At 44.7% G+C, this 19,764-nt stretch carries 17 protein-coding genes; 15 read left to right on the top strand and 2 right to left on the bottom strand.

Features of this window, described 5'->3' with window-relative positions:
• Positions 1-2 precede the first annotated feature (2 nt).
• From ispC to AAFX28_RS20640, 15 genes are all read left to right on the top strand, one after another.
• Positions 3-1,208 carry a 1-deoxy-D-xylulose-5-phosphate reductoisomerase gene (ispC, locus tag AAFX28_RS20710; RefSeq protein ID WP_408690424.1) on the top strand — a complete coding sequence of 402 codons (1,206 nt, stop codon included), beginning with the start codon at positions 3-5 and terminating at the stop codon, positions 1,206-1,208.
• The gene (rseP, locus tag AAFX28_RS20705; protein ID WP_408690918.1) at positions 1,208-2,566 is read left to right on the top strand and encodes a sigma E protease regulator RseP; all 1,359 of its coding nucleotides are present in this window, start codon (positions 1,208-1,210) and stop codon (positions 2,564-2,566) included. Before ispC ends, rseP begins: the two co-directional genes overlap by 1 nt.
• A gap of 38 nt (positions 2,567-2,604) precedes the next feature.
• The gene (gene bamA / locus AAFX28_RS20700) at positions 2,605-5,016 is read left to right on the top strand and encodes an outer membrane protein assembly factor BamA (RefSeq protein ID WP_408690422.1); all 2,412 of its coding nucleotides are present in this window, start codon (positions 2,605-2,607) and stop codon (positions 5,014-5,016) included.
• Positions 5,017-5,032: 16 nt separating this feature from the next.
• Complete coding sequence (locus AAFX28_RS20695; protein WP_408690421.1) at positions 5,033-5,542, top strand: OmpH family outer membrane protein; 510 nt, start codon at positions 5,033-5,035, stop codon at positions 5,540-5,542.
• An 8-nt stretch (positions 5,543-5,550) separates the two neighbouring features.
• Positions 5,551-6,582: a UDP-3-O-(3-hydroxymyristoyl)glucosamine N-acyltransferase gene (gene lpxD / locus AAFX28_RS20690; RefSeq protein ID WP_408690419.1), complete on the top strand. Its 1,032-nt coding sequence runs from the start codon at positions 5,551-5,553 to the stop codon at positions 6,580-6,582.
• A 147-nt stretch (positions 6,583-6,729) separates the two neighbouring features.
• A complete protein-coding gene (fabZ, locus tag AAFX28_RS20685; RefSeq protein ID WP_408690418.1) occupies positions 6,730-7,182 on the top strand; it encodes a 3-hydroxyacyl-ACP dehydratase FabZ in 453 nt (150 codons plus the stop codon).
• 1 nt (position 7,183) lies between these two features.
• Positions 7,184-7,972, top strand: a complete 789-nt coding sequence (lpxA, locus tag AAFX28_RS20680; protein ID WP_408690416.1) for an acyl-ACP--UDP-N-acetylglucosamine O-acyltransferase — start codon at positions 7,184-7,186, stop codon at positions 7,970-7,972.
• Between the two features lie 91 nt (positions 7,973-8,063).
• A complete protein-coding gene (gene lpxB, locus AAFX28_RS20675; RefSeq protein WP_408690414.1) occupies positions 8,064-9,206 on the top strand; it encodes a lipid-A-disaccharide synthase in 1,143 nt (380 codons plus the stop codon).
• The gene (gene rnhB, locus AAFX28_RS20670; protein WP_408690917.1) at positions 9,203-9,823 is read left to right on the top strand and encodes a ribonuclease HII; all 621 of its coding nucleotides are present in this window, start codon (positions 9,203-9,205) and stop codon (positions 9,821-9,823) included. Before lpxB ends, rnhB begins: the two co-directional genes overlap by 4 nt.
• A gap of 90 nt (positions 9,824-9,913) precedes the next feature.
• Positions 9,914-13,393, top strand: a complete 3,480-nt coding sequence (gene dnaE / locus AAFX28_RS20665; protein ID WP_408690412.1) for a DNA polymerase III subunit alpha — start codon at positions 9,914-9,916, stop codon at positions 13,391-13,393.
• A 37-nt stretch (positions 13,394-13,430) separates the two neighbouring features.
• Complete coding sequence (gene accA, locus AAFX28_RS20660; protein ID WP_408690411.1) at positions 13,431-14,390, top strand: acetyl-CoA carboxylase carboxyl transferase subunit alpha; 960 nt, start codon at positions 13,431-13,433, stop codon at positions 14,388-14,390.
• A gap of 94 nt (positions 14,391-14,484) precedes the next feature.
• Entirely contained in the window at positions 14,485-15,804 is a 1,320-nt protein-coding gene (gene tilS, locus AAFX28_RS20655; RefSeq protein WP_408690409.1) for a tRNA lysidine(34) synthetase TilS, read from the top strand.
• 50 nt (positions 15,805-15,854) lie between these two features.
• Entirely contained in the window at positions 15,855-16,169 is a 315-nt protein-coding gene (locus AAFX28_RS20650) for a c-type cytochrome (RefSeq protein WP_408690407.1), read from the top strand.
• A gap of 113 nt (positions 16,170-16,282) precedes the next feature.
• The gene (gene glnB, locus AAFX28_RS20645) at positions 16,283-16,621 is read left to right on the top strand and encodes a nitrogen regulatory protein P-II (protein WP_004415234.1); all 339 of its coding nucleotides are present in this window, start codon (positions 16,283-16,285) and stop codon (positions 16,619-16,621) included.
• Between the two features lie 51 nt (positions 16,622-16,672).
• Positions 16,673-17,530, top strand: a complete 858-nt coding sequence (locus AAFX28_RS20640) for an endonuclease/exonuclease/phosphatase family protein (protein WP_408690405.1) — start codon at positions 16,673-16,675, stop codon at positions 17,528-17,530.
• Here AAFX28_RS20640 and AAFX28_RS20635 read toward each other — a convergent pair.
• Positions 17,510-18,196, bottom strand: a complete 687-nt coding sequence (locus AAFX28_RS20635) for a YIP1 family protein (RefSeq protein ID WP_408690403.1) — start codon at positions 18,194-18,196, stop codon at positions 17,510-17,512. The two genes, AAFX28_RS20640 and AAFX28_RS20635, sit on opposite strands and share 21 nt — an antisense overlap.
• Complete coding sequence (locus tag AAFX28_RS20630; RefSeq protein WP_408690401.1) at positions 18,193-19,758, bottom strand: LysM peptidoglycan-binding domain-containing protein; 1,566 nt, start codon at positions 19,756-19,758, stop codon at positions 18,193-18,195. The genes AAFX28_RS20635 and AAFX28_RS20630 overlap by 4 nt, the downstream gene beginning before the upstream one ends.
• Positions 19,759-19,764 lie beyond the last annotated feature (6 nt).

Raw genomic sequence — 19,764 nt, 5'->3', positions numbered from 1 at the left:
CTATGCGTAAGTTAACGATTCTAGGTGCTACTGGCTCTATCGGAGCGAGCACGTTTAAGGTTCTTGAACAAAATCCTGAACAGTTTTCAGTGGTTGCGTTGGCCGCTGGGCGAAACGTAGCAAAAATGCGCGAACTGTGTCAGAAGTGGCAGCCTAAGTTCGCTGTTATGGCTGATGAAACTGCAGCCAAAGCGCTTAAACTCCAATTAACAGAACTCAAGATTTCGACTCAAGTTCTTTCTGGTGTCGATGCGATGTGTGATGTCTCATCGATGGATGAGGTTGACACGGTGATGGCGGCGATTGTTGGCGCTGCAGGGCTACTACCAACAATGGCAGCGGTAAAGGCGGGTAAACGTGTTCTGTTGGCCAACAAAGAGGCGTTGGTCATGTCAGGTCAGCTGTTTATCGATGCGGTGAACAAGCATGGTGCAGAGCTACTGCCAGTTGATAGTGAACATAATGCGATTTTCCAATGTTTACCTAGTGATATTCAAACTAACCTAGGTCATTGTCAGCTTGATAGTCACGGTATCTCGCATATCTTGCTTACAGGGTCTGGTGGTCCATTCCGTTATAGCGACATCAGTTCACTTGATGCTGTTACCCCTGAGCAAGCTATCGCACATCCTAACTGGTCTATGGGACCAAAAATCTCGGTCGACTCCGCAACCATGATGAATAAAGGGCTAGAGTATATTGAAGCTAAGTGGCTATTTAATACTCAGCGCGAGCAGCTGAAGGTGGTGATTCACCCTCAATCTGTTATTCACTCGATGGTGCAATACAAGGATGGCTCAGTGCTAGCACAGATGGGCGAACCTGATATGGCGACACCGATTGCACTGACGCTATCTTATCCTGAGCGAATCGCAGCTGGTGTCCCAGCGCTTGATTTTACCAAGGTGGGTGAACTGACGTTCCTTGAGCCGGACTATAATCGTTACCCATGCTTAAAGTTGGCAATTGACGCTTGTTATACTGGACAACATGCGACCACTGCGTTGAATGCTGCAAATGAAATCGCGGTAGAAGCGTTTTTGAATAAGCAGTTGCGATTCACTGATATCGCAAAAGTAAACGAGCAAGTTGCTGACAAGATTTGTGCTTCTTACAGTTCGTCACAATGCCGTGACTTGGAAAGCATTTTAGACCTCGATAGAATGGCAAGAGAACTAGCGGTCAACATGGTAAGCGGACTTAAATGATGACAGGTATTTTGTGGAATTTTGCTTCCTTTATTATTGCGTTGGGAATCCTTGTAGCGGTTCATGAATTTGGCCACTTTTGGGTAGCACGACGCTGTGGTGTAAAGGTTGAGAAATTTTCGATTGGCTTTGGTAAGTCGATTTGGAGCAAGGTCGGCAAGGATGGCACTGAATATAGTGTTTCTGTGATCCCGCTAGGTGGTTATGTCAAGATGCTCGATGGGCGTGTAGACGATCTACAACCTGGGGAGCAAGAATTTGCTTTTGACCGCAAACCACTTTGGAAACGTACAGCAATTGTTGCAGCAGGTCCTGCATTTAACTTCTTCTTCGCTATCTTCGCTTACTGGTTAGTTTTCCTCATTGGTGTCCCGGCTGTTAAACCTGTTGTCGGTGAAGTCACACCTTACTCCATTGCTGCGGAAGCAGGTTTGGAACCGGGAATGGAACTAAAGTCTGTTTCTGGCGTCAAAACTGCGGATTGGGAATCGGTCAATATGGGGCTTATTGCTCATATTGGTGATAGTCAGCTTACAATGACTGTGGCTCCTGCTGATGGTATCGGTGTCGAGCAGATTAAATCTTTTGACTTAACTAATTGGAACTTTGACCCAGAGAAAGAGTCTGCTATGTCAGCGCTTGGGTTTGTTCCATTTACTCCAGCAATTACGTCTCGCTTGACCAATGTGTCAGAAGACGGTGCTGGTGCTAAGGCTGGGCTTGAAGTCGGTGACGTGTTGCTCGCTCTTGATGACGCAGAAATCACGGACTGGAAACAAGTAGTGGATGCGATTCAGCAGCATCCTAATACGCCAATTGAACTTCAGGTAGAGCGAAATGGTCAGAGCATCAACTTAACTCTAATTCCTGATAGCCGTGAACTTGCTGACAAACGAGTGATTGGTTTTGCGGGAATCGCCCCTGAAGTCGCAGAATGGCCAGAAAATTATCGCTTCGACTTACAATTTGGTGTAATTGATTCAGTCGGAAAGGCGGTTGAGAAAACAGGTCAGGTGATCAGTCTAACAGTTAGCATGCTTAAAAAGCTGATTGTGGGCGATGTTGGATTGAACAACTTAAGTGGACCTATTTCGATCGCAAAGGGTGCCGGTATGACAGCCGATTATGGCTTAGTCTACTTTTTAGGCTTCCTTGCATTAATCAGTGTGAACTTAGGGATTATTAACCTTGTACCGCTGCCTATGTTAGATGGCGGACATTTATTGTTTTTTGCTATTGAGGCTGTAATAAGACGCCCTGTACCTGAGAAACTTCAGGAAATGGGTTACCGCATTGGCGGGGCAATTATCTTCTCTCTTATGGCAGTGGCAATTTTCAATGATTTTGCTCGTTTGTAATTGAGCAAAGGTTGAAGTAAGGAATAACAAAAACAAATATGGCGATGAAAAATATTCTGTTTGCAACCTTGTTGGCGACAAGTGTCAGTGCAAATGGTGCCGAGAACTTCGTAGTTCAAGATATTCGAATTGAAGGCCTTCAGCGTGTTGCACTCGGTGCCGCATTGCTGAAAATGCCAGTACGAGTTGGCGATACAGTCGATAACCAAGACGTTTCTGAGACAATACGAGCGCTTTATGCGACGGGTAACTTTGAAGATATCAAAGTCCTTCGCGACAATGATGTATTGGTTGTTCAAGTTACTGAACGCCCAACCATTGCCAGTATTTCATTCTCAGGCAACAAAGCAATCAAAGAAGAGCAGCTTCAACAGAACTTAGATGCTTCAGGTATTCGAGTTGGTGAGGCGCTTGATCGCACGACACTCTCTACGATCGAGAAAGGTCTAGAAGATTTCTACTACAGTGTTGGTAAATACAACGCGGGTGTAAAGGCGGTCGTTACGCCTCTGCCACGTAATCGTTCAGACTTGAAGTTTGTTTTCACGGAAGGTGTTTCTGCAAAAATTAAGCAGATAAATTTCATTGGCAATAAAGAATATACCGATGAAGAGCTACTGAGTCGCTTTGAGCTTAATGTTGACGTTTCTTGGTGGAATTTCCTTTCAGACGATAAGTACCAAAAGCAGGTACTTGCCGGTGACATTGAAGCACTTAAGTCTTACTACCTTGATCGCGGTTATCTAAAATTCCAAATTGATTCGACTCAAGTTGCCATTTCACCGGACAAAAAAGGCGTTTATATCACTCTTGGCCTGAACGAAGGCTTGCCTTACAGCGTGAGCGATGTGAAGTTCCGTGGTGAGCTATTAGGTAAAGAAGCTGAGTTTGAGAATCTAGTACCATTTGAAAGCGGTGAAACTTATAACGGTTCAGCTGTCACTGGTCTAGAAGAGAACGTTAAGCGCCTACTTGGTGAAGCGGGCTATGCTTATCCTCAAGTTCGTACTATTCCAGAGTTTGACGATGAGAACCAAACCGTATCTTTGGTTGTTAACGTAGAAGCTGGTCAGCGTATTTATGTACGTGATATTCGTTTTGTGGGTAACAACTCCACAAAAGATGAAGTTCTGCGTCGTGAAATGCGTCAAATGGAAGGCAGCTGGCTTAACTCGAAATCGATTGAGACAGGAAAAGGCCGCCTTAACCGATTAGGCTTTTTTGAGACGGTTGATGTTCAAACTGTACGTGTTCCAGGTACTAATGACCAAGTGGACTTAGTGTACAACGTGAAAGAGGCTAACTCTGGTAGCGTTAACTTTGGTGTCGGTTATGGTACCGAGTCAGGCATCAGCTTTCAGGTAGGTCTACAGCAAGATAACTTTGTCGGTAGTGGTAACCGCGTTGGTATTAACGCGATGATGAACGACTACCAAAAGAACATCAGCTTGGATTATCGTGACCCATACTGGAACCTTGATGGGGTCAGCCTTGGTGGTAAGATTTTCTATAACGAGTTTGAAGCATCCGAAGCTGGTATTGTTGACTATACCAACGAAAGTTATGGTGCGAGTTTAACATGGGGTTTCCCATTCGATGAGCTCAACCGTTTTGAATTCGGTGTTGGCTATACGCACAACAAGATTGGTAATGTGCCAACCTATGACCAAGCTCAGTTGTTTGCTCAAAGTATTAACCAAGCAGATGGCGACATTCTAACCAATGACTTTGATGTAAACATATCTTGGACGCGCAACAACCTGAACCGTGGTTATTTCCCTACAGCGGGTAACTACCAACGTGCGTTTGCAAAAGCAACTGTACCAAGTTCTGATGCGCAGTACTTCAAAGTTCAGTACGACGTAAGACAATACGTGCCGATTACTAAAAAGCATGAATTTACTCTGCTTATGCGTGGTCGCTTAGGGTACGGTAATGGTTATGGTCAAACGGATGGCAACGATAACTTGTTCCCATTCTACGAGAACTATTATGCGGGTGGCTTTACGACACTGCGTGGTTTTGGTTCAAACAGTGCAGGCCCTAAAGCCGTTTATACGACAAACGGGAGTCCAAGCACTTGTAATAGCGCAAGCTGTGTATCAGCAACTGATGACTCGGTTGGTGGTAACGCGGTAGCGTTAGCGAGTATGGAGCTGATCGTTCCGACCCCATTCGCATCAGATGAAGTACGTAGTCAAATCCGTACCAGTGTGTTTGTTGATGCCGCGAGCGTATGGGATACAGAGTTTGTCTACGACCCAAGTTACGCGGGCGAGCGTTACTACGATGATTACTCAGATCCGATGAACTTCCGTGCTTCTTATGGTGCGGCGTTACAGTGGATGTCTCCTATGGGACCTCTGGTCTTCTCTATTGCTAAACCTATTGAAATTTATGAGGGTGATGACGAAGAATTCTTCACTTTCACCATCGGCAGAACCTTCTAAAACAGAGGAAATAAAAGTGAATAAAACTATTAAAGCGGCTGGTCTAAGCCTTCTTGTAATGACGTCTTCTTTTTTTGCTAACGCAGCAGAAGCGGCTCAAAAAGTAGGTTATGTAAACACTGCTCAAGTATTCCAAGCACTTCCTCAACGTGAAGTGGTACTGCAGAAAATGCAGGAAGAGTTTAAAGATAAGGCTGATGAGCTAAAAGCTATCCAAGCAGAAGCTAAGACTAAAATCGAAAAGCTTAAGCGCGATGGTGAGCTATTAGGCCAAGATGAAGTAGAAAAACTACGCATTGAGATCGGCCAGCTAGATAGCAAGTACAAGATTAAAGCTCAGGCACTAGAACAAGCTTCAGCTCGTCGTGAAGCTCAAGAGAAACAAAAGCTGTTTAAAGTTATTCAAGACGCGGTGCAAAAAGTCGCTGAGAAACAGGGTTATGACATCATTGTTGACATCCAAACCATGCAATATGGCAAGCCTGAATACAATATTTCTGAAGATGTAATCAAAGCACTTAAATAATAAAAACTATGACAGTACTTTCTCTAGCCGAATTGGCAACTATTACTGGGGGCGAGCTACATGGTGATGCGAATGCAACAGTCACCATGGTAGCGCCAATGGATAAAGCACAAGAAGGTCATGTGACTTTCTTGTCTAACCCTAAATACGCAAAGCACTTAGCACAATGTCAGGCAACTGTCGTGATGGTGAAGGAAGCTCAGCGTGAAGAGTGCAATGGAAATGTACTTGTTGTAAGTGATCCTTATGTAGCATTTGCAAAAGTGACACAAGCATTAGACACCACACCAGCGCCAGCGACTGCTATTGCGCCTTCAGCCGTGATTGCAGAAAATGCAAAACTTGGTAAAGACGTATCTGTCGGTGCAAACGCCGTGATTGAGTCTGGCGTTGAGCTAGGCGACAACGTGGTAATTGGTGCTGGTTGTTTTGTCGGAAAAAACGCAAAGATCGGTGCAAACTCAAAGCTTTGGTCGAATGTTAGTATTTATCATGAAGTGGAGCTTGGAACAGATTGTCTCGTGCAAGCTAACACGGTGATTGGCTCTGACGGCTTTGGTTATGCGAACGAAAAAGGTGAGTGGGTTAAAATCCCTCAGCTTGGTAGTGTTCGTATTGGTAATCGTGTCGAAATTGGCTCATGTACGACTATCGACCGCGGTGCGTTAGACGATACGGTTATCGAAGATAATGTTATTCTGGATAACCAACTTCAAATCGCTCATAACGTACACATCGGATATGGTACGGCTATGGCTGGTGGTACGATTGTCGCAGGCAGCACTACTATTGGTAAATACTGTATCATCGGCGGTGGTACTGTTATTAATGGCCATATCGAGATCGCTGATGGTGTTACCATCACTGGTATGGGTATGGTGATGCGCGGTATCTCAGAGAAAGGTATGTACTCTTCTGGTATTCCGCTACAGCCAAACAAAGAGTGGCGTAAAACAGCAACCCGTGTTCACCGTATTGATGAGATGAACAAGCGTCTAAAAGTTGTTGAAAAGCAATTAGAGCAGAAAGAAGAATCTTAATTCCATTTCTGAATAAAAGGCTCGCACTTCGCGAGTCTTTTTGTCTATATAGCCAACCAATTTTCGGGTGGGATTACACCTTAGGCTCACTTGAGTATATAATGCCTGCCAGCAACCAAATTTAGCATTCAAAATAGGAATATGACTTTGACTACTGAACAGAAAACGATGAACATCACTGAAATCCAGGAATTGTTACCACATCGCTACCCATTCTTGCTCATCGATCGCGTAATTGATTTCCAAGAAGAGAAATACCTAACGGCGATCAAAAACGTTTCAGTGAATGAACCTCAGTTTACAGGTCATTTCCCTCAACTACCTGTATTTCCAGGCGTACTTATTCTAGAAGCAATGGCTCAGGCTACTGGTCTATTGGCATTCAAATCATTTGGTGCTCCTTCAGAGAATGAACTGTACTACTTTGCGAGTGTTGATGGTGCGAAATTCCGTAAACCAGTTGTTCCAGGTGATCAGCTAGTGATTGAAGTAGAATTTATTAAAGAGCGTCGTGGTATTGCTGCATTCAAGGGCACAGCAAAAGTTGACGGCGAAGTAGTATGTTCTGCTGAACTAAAATGTGCTCGTCGAGAGTTTTAATATGATTCATGAAACGGCTCAAATTCATCCTTCTGCTGTCATTGAAGGTGATGTGAAAATCGCAGCAAATGTGACTGTTGGTCCATTCACCTATATCTCAGGTACGATCGAGATTGGTGAAGGCACTGAAGTCATGTCACATGTAGTGATTAAAGGTCATACAACCATCGGTAAAGAGAACCGTATCTTTCCAAACGCCGTAATTGGTGAAGAAAACCAAGACAAGAAATATGGTGGTGAAGATACAACGGTTGTTATCGGTGACCGCAACGTCATTCGTGAAGCGGTTCAAATCCACCGTGGTACTACTCAAGACAAAGCGACTACGGTAATCGGCAACGACAACTTGCTGTGTGTTAATGCGCACATTGCTCATGATGTAATTGTTGGTAACCATACTCATATTGGTAACAATGCCATTCTTGGTGGTCACGTTACCGTTGGTGATTATGCAGGTGTTATGGCGCTTTCAGCGATTCACCCATTCTGTAATATCGGTGCTTACTCATACACTGGCGGCTGCTCTGCGGTTGTTCAAGATATTCTTCCCTACGTACTGGCTCAAGGTAACCACGCAACTCCGTTTGGTCTAAACCTTGTTGGTCTTAAGCGTAATGGTTTTGAGAAGCCGGAAATCCGTGCTTTGCAGAAAGCATACAAAGAAATTTACCGTTCAGGTAAAACGCTTGAAGAAGCAAAAGCTAGCCTAGTTGAAATGGCGAAAGAGTTTGAATCAATCAAACCTATGCTAGAGATGCTAGAGATTACTGAGCGCGGTATTATTCGCTAATAACACTTGTGAAGCTGCATAAAAGATCGCAATCTTACGGTTGCGGTCTTTTTTACTTTTTAAAGCAACAAATTAGGTAGGTCATTCAGCCATGGAAAAGCCACTACGAATTGGTATTGTCGTCGGGGAACTGTCCGGAGACACTCTTGGTGAAGGTTTCATCAAAGCGATAAAACAGAAGCACCCTAACGCTGAGTTTGTGGGTATTGGCGGACCAAAAATGATCGCTCAAGGCTGTGAGTCTCTGTTTGATATGGAAGAGCTTGCGGTAATGGGACTCGTTGAAGTACTGGGAAGGCTGCCAAGATTGCTGAAAGTGAAAGCTGAACTGGTTAAGTACTTCACGCAAAACCCGCCGGATGTATTCGTCGGTATTGATGCGCCAGACTTTAACCTGAGGCTAGAGCTAGACCTAAAGAAAGCAGGTATTAAAACGGTTCACTACGTTAGTCCTTCAGTATGGGCTTGGCGACCAAAGCGTATCTTTAAAATTGATGCGGCAACTGATCTGGTATTAGCGTTCCTACCTTTTGAAAAAGCGTTTTATGACAAATACCAAGTCGCCTGTGAGTTTGTTGGTCATACCTTAGCGGATGCGATTCCACTCGTACCTGATCAGCAGGAGGCGAGAGAACTCCTTAACTTAGAACAAGACAAACAATGGCTTGCGGTATTACCGGGAAGCCGTGGTGGTGAGGTTGGTCTAATCGCTCAACCTTTTATTGAGACTTGTCGTCAAATAAAGCAGAAATTTCCTGATATTGGTTTTGTTGTTGCCGCGGTAAACGATAAGCGTAAACAGCAGTTCGAAGAGATCTGGCAACAGACGGCGCCGGAATTAGACTTTATCATCGTACAGGACACAGCACGCAACGTGATTACTGCTTCTGATGCGGTGCTGCTTGCTTCGGGTACGGTTGCACTTGAGTGCATGTTACTCAAGAGACCTATGGTTGTGGGTTATAAAGTTAATCGATTCACGGGGTGGTTGGTGCAGAAGTTAGCGATTACCGAATTCGTCTCTCTACCCAATATTTTGGCAGGGGAAGAGTTGGTAAAAGAGTACATTTTGGATGAGTGTGATCCGGAGTTTCTTGTGCCAGCTGTTGAAAATATGTTGAGCGATAATAACGATGAACTTATTGCTCGATTTACTGAAATGCACCATTTAATCCGTAAAGATGCGGATGTTCAGGCTGCTAAAGCTGTCCTCAACCTGATTGGTAAAGAATAATGGCAAAAGAAAAACAAGAACTCCCTCCTTTTGAATATCCACAAGGCTATCAATTCGTTGCCGGTGTTGATGAGGTAGGTAGAGGACCTTTGGTTGGTGATGTTGTGACCGCTGCGGTTATTTTGGATCCGAATAACCCAATTGAAGGTTTAAACGACTCAAAGAAGCTCTCTGAGAAAAAGCGCTTAGCGCTATTGCCTGAAATTAAAGAAAAAGCTCTAGCGTGGTCAGTAGGGCGCTGTTCGCCTGAAGAAATTGATAAGCTAAACATCCTTCAAGCGACTATGGTTGCAATGCAGCGTGCTATTGATGGTTTGAGTGTTAAGCCCGATCTTGCACTTATCGATGGTAACCGCTGCCCAGCGTTATCAATGGATTCTCAAGCGGTGGTCAAAGGTGATTTACGTGTTGCAGAGATCAGTGCAGCATCGATCATTGCTAAAGTTGTCCGCGATCAAGAGATGGAAGAACTAGATAAACAGCACCCTCAGTTTGGCTTTGCGAAACATAAAGGCTATCCAACTAAGGCTCATTTTGAAGCCATTGAACAGCACGGCGTAATCGATCAGCACCGTAAGAGCTTCAAGCCTGTTAAACGTGCGCTAGGGATTGAATAGAAAGCGCTTTGATGGGGTATATAAGTCGATAGTTTTCACTTAAAATACCCCGAATATCTTCCAAATTTTTAACCTTTCTGGACCTTTTTCATGTCAGAACCAAAGTTTATCCACCTTCGAGTTCATAGTGACTTCTCCATGGTTGACGGCCTATCAAAAGTGCCTCCTTTGGTTAAGAAAGTGGCTGAAATGGGTATGCCTGCGATGGCACTGACCGACTTCACTAACTTGTGTGGTCTGGTTAAGTTCTATGGCACTACTCACGGTTGTGGTATTAAACCTATTATCGGTGCCGATTTCCTTATGCAGTCACCGGAATTTGGTGATGAGCTGACTAAGTTGACCGTACTCGCGGCGGACAATATTGGTTATAAAAACCTAACTTTACTTATCTCTAAAGCGTACCTCCGAGGCCATGTTCAACATCAACCGGTTATCGATAAAGAATGGCTGATTGAACTGTCTGAAGGCGTGATTCTACTCTCGGGTGGTAAAAGTGGTGAAATTGGTAAAGCGCTATTAAAAGGCAATCAGAAAGTTGTCGAAGAATGTGTTGGATTTTATCAGGAGCATTTCCCCGATCGATTCTATTTGGAGCTGACAAGAACAGGTCGCGCTGATGAAGAAACTTATCTTCACTTTGCTCTTGAATTGTCAGAGCAGCGAGAGATTCCGGTTGTTGCTACGAATGATGTCGTCATTCTTGATGAGTCTTTATTTGATGCCCATGAAATTCGAGTTGCTATTCATGACGGTTACACACTCGAAGATCCTCGTAGGCCAAAGAATTACAGCCCTCAGCAATATTTGCGCACGGAAGAGGAGATGTGTGAACTCTTCTCTGATATTCCTGAAGCACTAGAAAACAGTGTTGAAATTGCTAAGCGTTGTAATGTTACTGTTCGACTTGGTGAGTACTTCCTACCAGCTTTCCCGACTGAAGGTATGGAAGAGACTGAATTCTTAGTTAAGAAGTCAGAAGAGGGCCTTGAAGAACGTCTCGAGTTTTTATTCCCAGATCCAGAGGTTCGTGCTCAGCGACGCCCTGAATATGATGATCGTCTTAAGGTTGAGCTTGAAGTAATCAACAACATGGGATTCCCTGGCTACTTCTTGATCGTAATGGAGTTCATCCAGTGGTCCAAAGATAACGCCATTCCGGTTGGTCCTGGCCGTGGTTCGGGTGCTGGTTCATTGGTAGCCTATGCACTTAAGATCACCGATTTGGATCCATTGGAATATGACCTGCTATTCGAACGATTCTTGAACCCAGAACGTGTCTCGATGCCCGATTTCGATGTCGATTTCTGTATGGACAAGCGTGACCAAGTAATCGATCACGTAGCTGAAATGTATGGTCGAGACGCGGTATCGCAGATCATTACCTTTGGTACCATGGCGGCTAAAGCGGTTATTCGAGATGTTGGTCGAGTACTTGGTCATGGTTTCGGCTTTGTTGACCGTATTTCTAAGCTAGTACCACCAGACCCAGGTATGACGCTCGAGAAAGCGTTTAAAGCTGAGCCAGCACTACCAGAGCTTTACGAAAACGACGAAGAAATTAAAGAGCTGATCGACATGTGTCGCATCCTTGAAGGGTGTACACGAAATGCTGGTAAGCACGCGGGTGGTGTTGTAATTTCACCAACCACCATCACTGATTTTGCGCCTATTTATGCCGATGCGGAAGGTCACTTCCCAGTTACTCAGTTTGATAAAAATGATGTTGAAACAGCGGGTCTGGTTAAGTTCGACTTCTTAGGTCTTCGAACATTAACCATCATTGACTGGGCTCTTGGGCTGATCAACCCTCGTTTAGTTCGTGAAGGCAAAGAGCCAGTTGCGATTGAATCGATTCCTTTAGAGGATCAAGCCTCATTCAATTTGCTGCAAAACTCAGAGACTACTGCGGTATTCCAGTTGGAATCACGTGGTATGAAAGAGCTGATTAAACGTCTACAGCCAGACTGTTTCGAAGATATTATTGCACTCGTAGCGCTGTTCCGACCGGGTCCACTGCAATCGGGCATGGTAGATAACTTTATCGACCGTAAGCATGGTCGTGAAGCGGTTTCTTACCCTGATGAACAATGGCAGCACGACTCACTGAAAGAGATTCTTGAGCCGACCTACGGCATTATCCTCTATCAGGAGCAGGTAATGCAGATCGCTCAGGTTCTTTCTGGCTATACGCTAGGTGGAGCAGACATGCTCCGTCGTGCGATGGGTAAGAAGAAGCCTGAAGAGATGGCCAAGCAGCGTGCAACGTTTGAAGAAGGTGCGATAGCTAACGGTGTTGATGGCGAACTAGCGATGAAAATCTTCGACTTGGTTGAGAAGTTCGCAGGTTACGGCTTTAACAAATCGCACTCAGCGGCGTATGCGTTGGTTTCATACCAAACACTGTGGTTAAAGACACATTACCCAGCTGAATTTATGGCAGCGGTAATGACGGCGGATATGGACAACACAGAAAAAGTGGTTGGCCTTGTCGACGAATGTTTCCGCATGAAGCTGAAAGTGCTTCCGCCAGATATTAACGCCGGCCTCTACCGTTTCAACGTTGATGAAGATGGCGCGATTGTTTACGGTATTGGTGCAATTAAAGGGGTTGGTGAAGGTCCAATCGAAGCGATACTAGAAGCACGTAACAAAGATGGTCATTTTAAAGACCTGTTTGATTTCTGTGCTCGTATCGATTTAAAGAAAGTAAACAAGCGTGTTATCGAAAAGCTGATTTACGCCGGGGCACTTGATCGTTTAGGTCCACACCGTGCAGCCATGATGGCGTCATTGAATGATGCAGTAAAGGCCGCGAGCCAACACCACCAAGCAGAAGCATTTGGTCAGAGTGATTTATTCGGGGTATTAACTGAGGCGCCGGAAGAGGTTGAGCATAAGTACACCAAAGTCGAACCGTGGCCTGAGAAGGTATGGCTTGAAGGTGAACGTGATACACTCGGTTTATATTTGACCGGTCACCCAATTAATGCCTATATAAAGGAACTTGGTAAGTACACCAGTTGTCGATTAAAAGATGCGACCCCAACTCGTCGTGATCAAAGTGTCACGGTTGCCGGCTTGGTGATTGCATCGCGAGTTATGACAACCAAGCGTGGTACACGTATCGGTATTATGACTTTGGATGACAGAAGCGGCCGAATGGAAGTGATGTTGTTCTCTGATGCGCTGGATCGATACGCAGAATTGTTAGAAAACGATAAAATTTTGGTGGTTTCTGGACAGGTCAGCTTTGATGATTTCAATGGTGGTCTTAAAATGTCCGCGCGCGAAGTTATGGATTTGGGAACAGCTCGTGAAAAATATGCACGAGGTTTATCTGTTTCGATTGATGAATCGCAAATCAATGACCGATTTTTTGAGCGTTTTAGTCAAATACTAGAGCCTCATCGGGCGGGAAGTGTGCCCGTCCATGTATACTACCAAAGCTCCGATGCTCGGGCGCGTTTGACGCTAGGTACAGAATGGCGAGTAACGCCGAGTGACGCATTATTAGATGATTTAAAACAACTACTTGGGAAAGGCCAGGTAGAACTCGAATTTAACTAAGTTCGGTCACAGCGACCGAATAATAAAGGATCTATAGATGAGCCTGAACTTTTTAGAATTTGAAAAGCCAATCGCAGAGCTAGAAGCAAAAATTGAAGCACTTCGTGACGTTTCTCGTCATGGTGGTGAAGATGGTGTTGATCTTGATAAAGAGATTGAGCAGCTTGAAAAGAAAAGCCTAGAGCTTAAAAAGAAAACGTTCAGCGATCTTGGGGCATGGGAAACGGCTCAGTTAGCTCGTCACCCACAGCGTCCTTACACGCTAGATTACATCGAGAACGTATTTACTGAGTTTGATGAAATGGCGGGTGATCGTCATTACGCAGATGACAAAGCTATTGTTGGTGGTATGGCTCGTTTGAACGGCCGCCCAGTGATGATCATTGGTCACCAAAAAGGTCGTGAGACAAAAGAAAAAGTAAAGCGTAACTTCGGTATGCCAAAGCCTGAAGGTTACCGTAAAGCGCTACGTCTAATGCAAACGGCAGAGCGTTTTAACATGCCGGTGATTACTTTCATTGATACAGCGGGTGCATACCCTGGTGTTGGTGCTGAAGAACGTGGTCAATCAGAAGCGATCGCAACTAACCTTAAAGTGATGGCTGGCCTTAAAGTGCCAGTAATCTGTAACGTTGTTGGTGAAGGTGGTTCTGGTGGTGCTCTAGCTATAGGTGTAGGCGACTACGTAAACATGCTTCAGTACTCGACTTACTCAGTAATCTCACCAGAAGGCTGTGCATCAATCCTATGGCGTGATTCTGATAAAGCGCCACAAGCAGCAGAAGCAATGGGCCTAATCGCTCCTCGTTTAAAAGAGCTTGAGCTTATTGATGAGATCATCGAAGAGCCATTAGGTGGTGCTCACCGTGACCATGTAAAAATGGCAGAGAACATGAAAGCGACGTTGATTCGTCAGCTTGAAGAGCTAGAACAGTTTGATAACGATACTCTGTTAGAACGTCGTTACCAGCGTCTAATGAGCTACGGTTACTGTTAATCGACACTCATTTGATAGAAAGGCTGAACTTAGGTTCAGCCTTTTTTATTGCTAGTGATAAAATACCCCGATAACTCTCAACTTAGAGTCAGCGATGAGTCTTGAATCTACTTTTAACACCATAATCAACCAATGCTATCAGCCAGGTACATGTGTAGTGCTTGGGTTAAGTGGTGGGCTTGATTCTAGAGTGATGTTGGAGCTGTTAGCGAACTATTCTCGGCGTAAAGGGATTAAATGCTTAGCAGTGCATGTACACCATGGCCTGAGCGACAATGCAGAACATTGGGCCGATCAGTGCCAACATTGGTGCCAATCACTTGGTGTGCCACTGGTTATTGAAAGAGTCAGTTTAGATCTTGATGGGCGGAGTATCGAAGAGAGTGCTCGAGACGCGCGTTATGGTGCATTACGTGAACACCTAAATCCAGGCGATCTGTTATTGACGGGCCAGCACGCTGATGATCAGCTAGAGACGTTTTTATTGGCACTGAAACGTGGCAGTGGTCCAAAAGGCCTATCTTCAATGGCGGCGGTGATGCCTTTTGCGAACGCGCATCTTGTCAGGCCATTGCTATCAATTACTCGCCAAGAGATTGAAAAGTTCGCTCAAAATTTAGAGCTAGAATGGATTGAAGATGAGAGTAACCAAGATCAGCGTTTTGAACGTAATTTTATCCGTCATAGTCTGACACCAGTAATGAATGAACGTTGGCCCCATATTCATCAGTCAGTTCAACGAAGTGCCGAACTCTGTGCAGAGCAAGAGAAATTGCTTGATGAGCTGATGGCTGAAAAGCTGTCAGTAACGATGCATTCAGACGACAGCTTAGATATTGCGACGTTAGCAGGTATGAGTGACTTAGCGAGAATACGTTTGCTGAGAATGTGGTTAGAATCTCTTGGTATGCGTATGCCTAGCCGTGTACAGCTTGATAAATTATGGAGTGAAGTAGCGCAGGCTCAGCAAGATGCTAATCCTCAACTTGCTCTGAGCGGCGGACAAATCCGACGTTATGCTCAAAAACTGTATGTTGTAAAAAACTGGCAAAGCCTAGATCAGTGGCAGTGTGACCTTAAGCTAGAGCAAGTAATTGAATTACCCGATAGTTTAGGGCAACTATCTATTGCCCCCTCACTAAATGGGAAATTGTCAGTACAAGCGTTGGTTCAAGCTCCTCTTCAAGTTACCTTTAATCCAGAAGGACTTAGTGCTCACCCTGCAGAACGAGGCCATAGCCGTAAGCTAAAGAAATTATTCCAAGAGTATGGTGTACCGAGCTGGCTCAGACGTAGAACACCTATAATCTTGTGCGGAGATGTGGTTGTAGCAGTAGGAGATTTGTTTATTGATCGGCACTTTATAGGCCAGGACTGTGAACTCATCTGGGACAAGGCTGATTCGATTATGTAAAATTGTATACATAATAACGTACAACTATTATGGAATTATAAGGAAGAGCAATGAAGAAAATCGCTATTGGATTGGTTTTGGGGTTAGGTTTACTAAGTGGTCAAGCACTCGCAGCAGGTGATGCAGCGGCCGGGCAGGCAAAAGCCGCGGTATGTGCTGCATGTCATGGCGCTGATGGTATTGCTGTCATTCCTGGCTATCCAAACCTTAAAGGTCAAAATGAGCAATACATCGTATCTTCAATCAAGGCGTATAAAAACAAAGAGCGTACCGGTGGTCTGGCTGCTGTGATGCAGGCGCAAGCGGCGATGTTAAGTGATGATGATATTGCTAATTTAGCAGCGTACTACGCTAGCCTTAAGTAATGACTTAATAGCAAGTTTAATTGGTTTAGCCCGAGCATATGATTGCTCGGGCTTTTTATTGCCTAGTGAACATGGGATAATGACTCACAGTTACAATAGTTTAAGGGATGAACATGAAAAAGATTGAAGCCATAATTAAGCCATTCAAGTTAGACGACGTTCGTGAAGCGCTAGCTGAAGTAGGCATTACAGGTATGACCGTTTCTGAAGTAAAAGGCTTTGGTCGTCAAAAAGGCCACACTGAGTTGTATCGTGGTGCTGAGTATATGGTGGACTTTCTACCTAAAGTGAAGCTTGAAATCGTCGTAACGGACGAAGTCGCTGACCAATGTGTAGATACTATTATTGAGACTGCACAAACGGGTAAAATTGGTGATGGAAAAATCTTCATTACTGATGTTGAACGCATTGTGCGAATTCGTACAGGCGAAGAAGATGAAGACGCAATCTAATCTACTGAAAAAGAGCCTTAAGGGCTCTTTTTTGTTTTTGGCGATATTGATATGAGAAAAGCTCCATTAATCCTGCTGCCAGTAGTTATAGCCGCAGCAACACTTGTCGGCTACAAGTCTATTTTCCAGTTGTCTGATACCGCTCAGCTGGCATCGTTGTCCGGTGAAAAAATAGAACTCTCGTTGCAATGTTATCTAAACGAGAGTGCAGCAGCAGTGGATCACGCCGGGGAGATTAATCTCTTAGTGTGGAATATTTATAAGCAAAATCGTGAAAATTGGCAGCAAAGTTTGCATGATTTTTCTGCTAATAAACAATTGGTGCTATTGCAAGAAGCCAGCATGACCCCAGAGCTAAGGTCCTGGATAGCGCAAGAAAAATGGTTTGGGAGTCAGGTTGATGCTTTTAAGGCATTCGATACTAGAGCCGGAGTGCTAAACCTTTCACTGAGCTCTCCAAGTAAAGCGTGCGCTTATACTGAACTAGAACCATGGTTACGCTTGCCTAAATCCGCTCTATATGCGCGTTATCCGCTCTCTAACGGTGAGCAATTGGCAGTAGTCAATATCCACGCGGTTAACTTTACTTATGGCACTGTGGAATACCAGCGTCAATTAGAGGTACTGGTGGATGAATTGAAGAAGCACCACGGGCCAGTGATTGTTGCGGGCGATTTTAATAGTTGGAGTGAAGAGCGTTTGAAGGTGATGCACAAAGCTCTTAAATCTGTAGGGCTGCAAGAAGCGACGTATTTGCCGGATCATCGCACTCAATTCATTACAGGGTTGCCATTGGATCATGTGTTCTACCGTGGTTTGTCGCTAGAAACAGCAGAGGCGCCTGAATCGGACGCCTCTGATCATAATCCTATTTTGGTGCGCTTTCGCTTAGAAGATAAGGATGTATAGCGCCCAAATTAGATAGTAACCAACCCAAGGAAGTGCAGAAATCGCAAGGGCTTGGCCTCGCTCGAACTCAGTCCATGTGCCAATCGCAGCATAGCCTAACGCAATGTACCAAGGTAATAGCAGTGGGAATGAACTCGCAAACTGAGACCAGTCGTTGGTCAGTGGCAGTTTGAGTAAGCCATTTAAACTGTTGAGATCAGCGGCATAGACCATGACTTGACCATGTTTAAGTAGCACGCTTACGTAGCTGGCTAAATCACCGATGATGGCAGGGAAGGTAATCACCGCGCCTGCTGCAAACCACTTCCAAAAGCCATGTTGATGTTGGCTTGGTTTAGTCGCTAAGTTAAACCAAAATGCCAACATAAGGATCGTCAGAGTACGTCCTGCAATATCACTGATGATCTCGCTGGCCATCAGTGTATTAGGGTCGAGCAATTCGAGCTGTTTAGGGTTGGTTTCGGCCAGTTGAGCTGCTAATCCTTCTCGTAGCCATTCAAAGTTGACCAAATCAAAATACGATCCCCAGAATAGAAATGGTGAGAGGATCAAAAATACATAAGGTTGCCAGCCCCAAGCTCCTCGTTGGTAGAGGGCGAGAAAACAGGCACTTGGCGATCGAAAGATATCGATCAGCATAACAAGTGGGTTACTTGAAGGGGTCATACGCTTACCTTAGTTACGTCCACGTAAAGCTTAAGTTTTTGTCCAGGTTTAAGGTATTTCTGTTTGTTTAAATCATTCCATTTAACGATATCGTTAGACTTGACCTTAAACTTACTCGCAATTCCGCTGATGGTATCGCCTGAGCGTACGCTATAGAACACGGTGCGAATGATTGCGCCATCTGAACTATTTTTCCAAATTATTAACTTTTGGCCAACGCGAAGTGTGTCACGTGGGCCCATACCATTCCACTTAGCAAGAGACTGGTGAGACACCTTATTTTCTTTCGCAATAGACCACAGGCTATCACCCGAGCGAACAGTATGCGTTAGCTTATACTGCCCTCGACTTTTAGATTGAGTCTTAGCTAGGCGGTTAGAGGCACTCAGCGCATATGCTTTGTCATCTTTAGTTGAGGTTGGAATGAGCAGGTGTTGGCCAACACGGATGTTATTATTGGTCATGTTGTTCGCAGTACGAATAACATTTGAAGTCGTGTTGTACTTCTGGGCTAAAACGCTGACGCTGTCACCAGATTTAACTTTGTAGCGCACAACTTTCATGCCTTTACCGCGGTTTTCACTCACCGCTTTATTAAACTGAGCGACATTGGCAGTTGGAAGCAGTAACTGGTGTGGACCTTCAGGTGCCGTTGCCCATTGGTTATAGGCTGGGTTGAGGCTTTGGAGCTCTTTAACACTAATACCTGCGTACTGTGCAGCGATAGCCAGATCTAACTGCTCTTTAGGGTCAACTAATTCAACGACAGGTTTGTTGGCGATAGCAGGAATAGTCAGGCCGTACTTTTCTTGATTGGCCACAATGTCCGCCAATGCAAGTAGCTTAGGGACATAACCACTGGTCTCTTTTGGTAAGTCTAACGAGAAAAAGTCGATAGGCTTACCTAGATTATTATTTTTACGAATTGCTCTTGATACACGACCACCACCACTGTTGTAGGCAGCAATTGCGTGTGTCCACTCACCATCAAAACGTTTATTAAGGTAAGTGAGGTAGTCTAGTGCAGCATCTGTTGAAGCTGGTACATCTCGGCGGCCGTCATACCAAAAGTTTTGCTCTAGGCCTTGCTGTTTACCTGTCCCCGGAACAAATTGCCATAAACCTGCTGCACTACCATGTGAGTAGGCAAACGCATCAAAAGAGCTTTCAACAACCGGTAAAAGCGCGAGTTCTAACGGCATACCACGTTGTTCGATTTTTTCTGTAATCAGGTATAGGAACGGTTCTGCGCGTTTAGAAACGGTTTTTAAATGGTTGGGGTGTTTTAAATACCAAGTACGGTAGTAGTCGACCAGTTTATGGTCTGGAATTGGCATCTCAAGCTGCATTGCAATGCGTTGCCATACATCTTCTTGAGACTGAGGTGTCACCACTGGTTGTGGCTTTTCTACCGGTTTTTCTGGTTGAGCGGTTTGCTCAGTTTGCTTGTTTGGTGTTGGATGATTTGTTTCTGGAGAGACGGCTTCTCCAGAATCTGTTGGCTGGGTAAGCTGACAGCCAGATAATACTAGCGCTAATACCCAGCTGTGTTTAACTCGCATTTCACA

The organism is Vibrio sp. TBV020 (assembly GCF_046056895.1).
Lineage (GTDB): Bacteria > Pseudomonadota > Gammaproteobacteria > Enterobacterales > Vibrionaceae > Vibrio.
The sequence above is the reverse complement of the archived record's forward strand: the minus strand, read 5'-3'. Positions and strand labels throughout refer to the sequence as shown.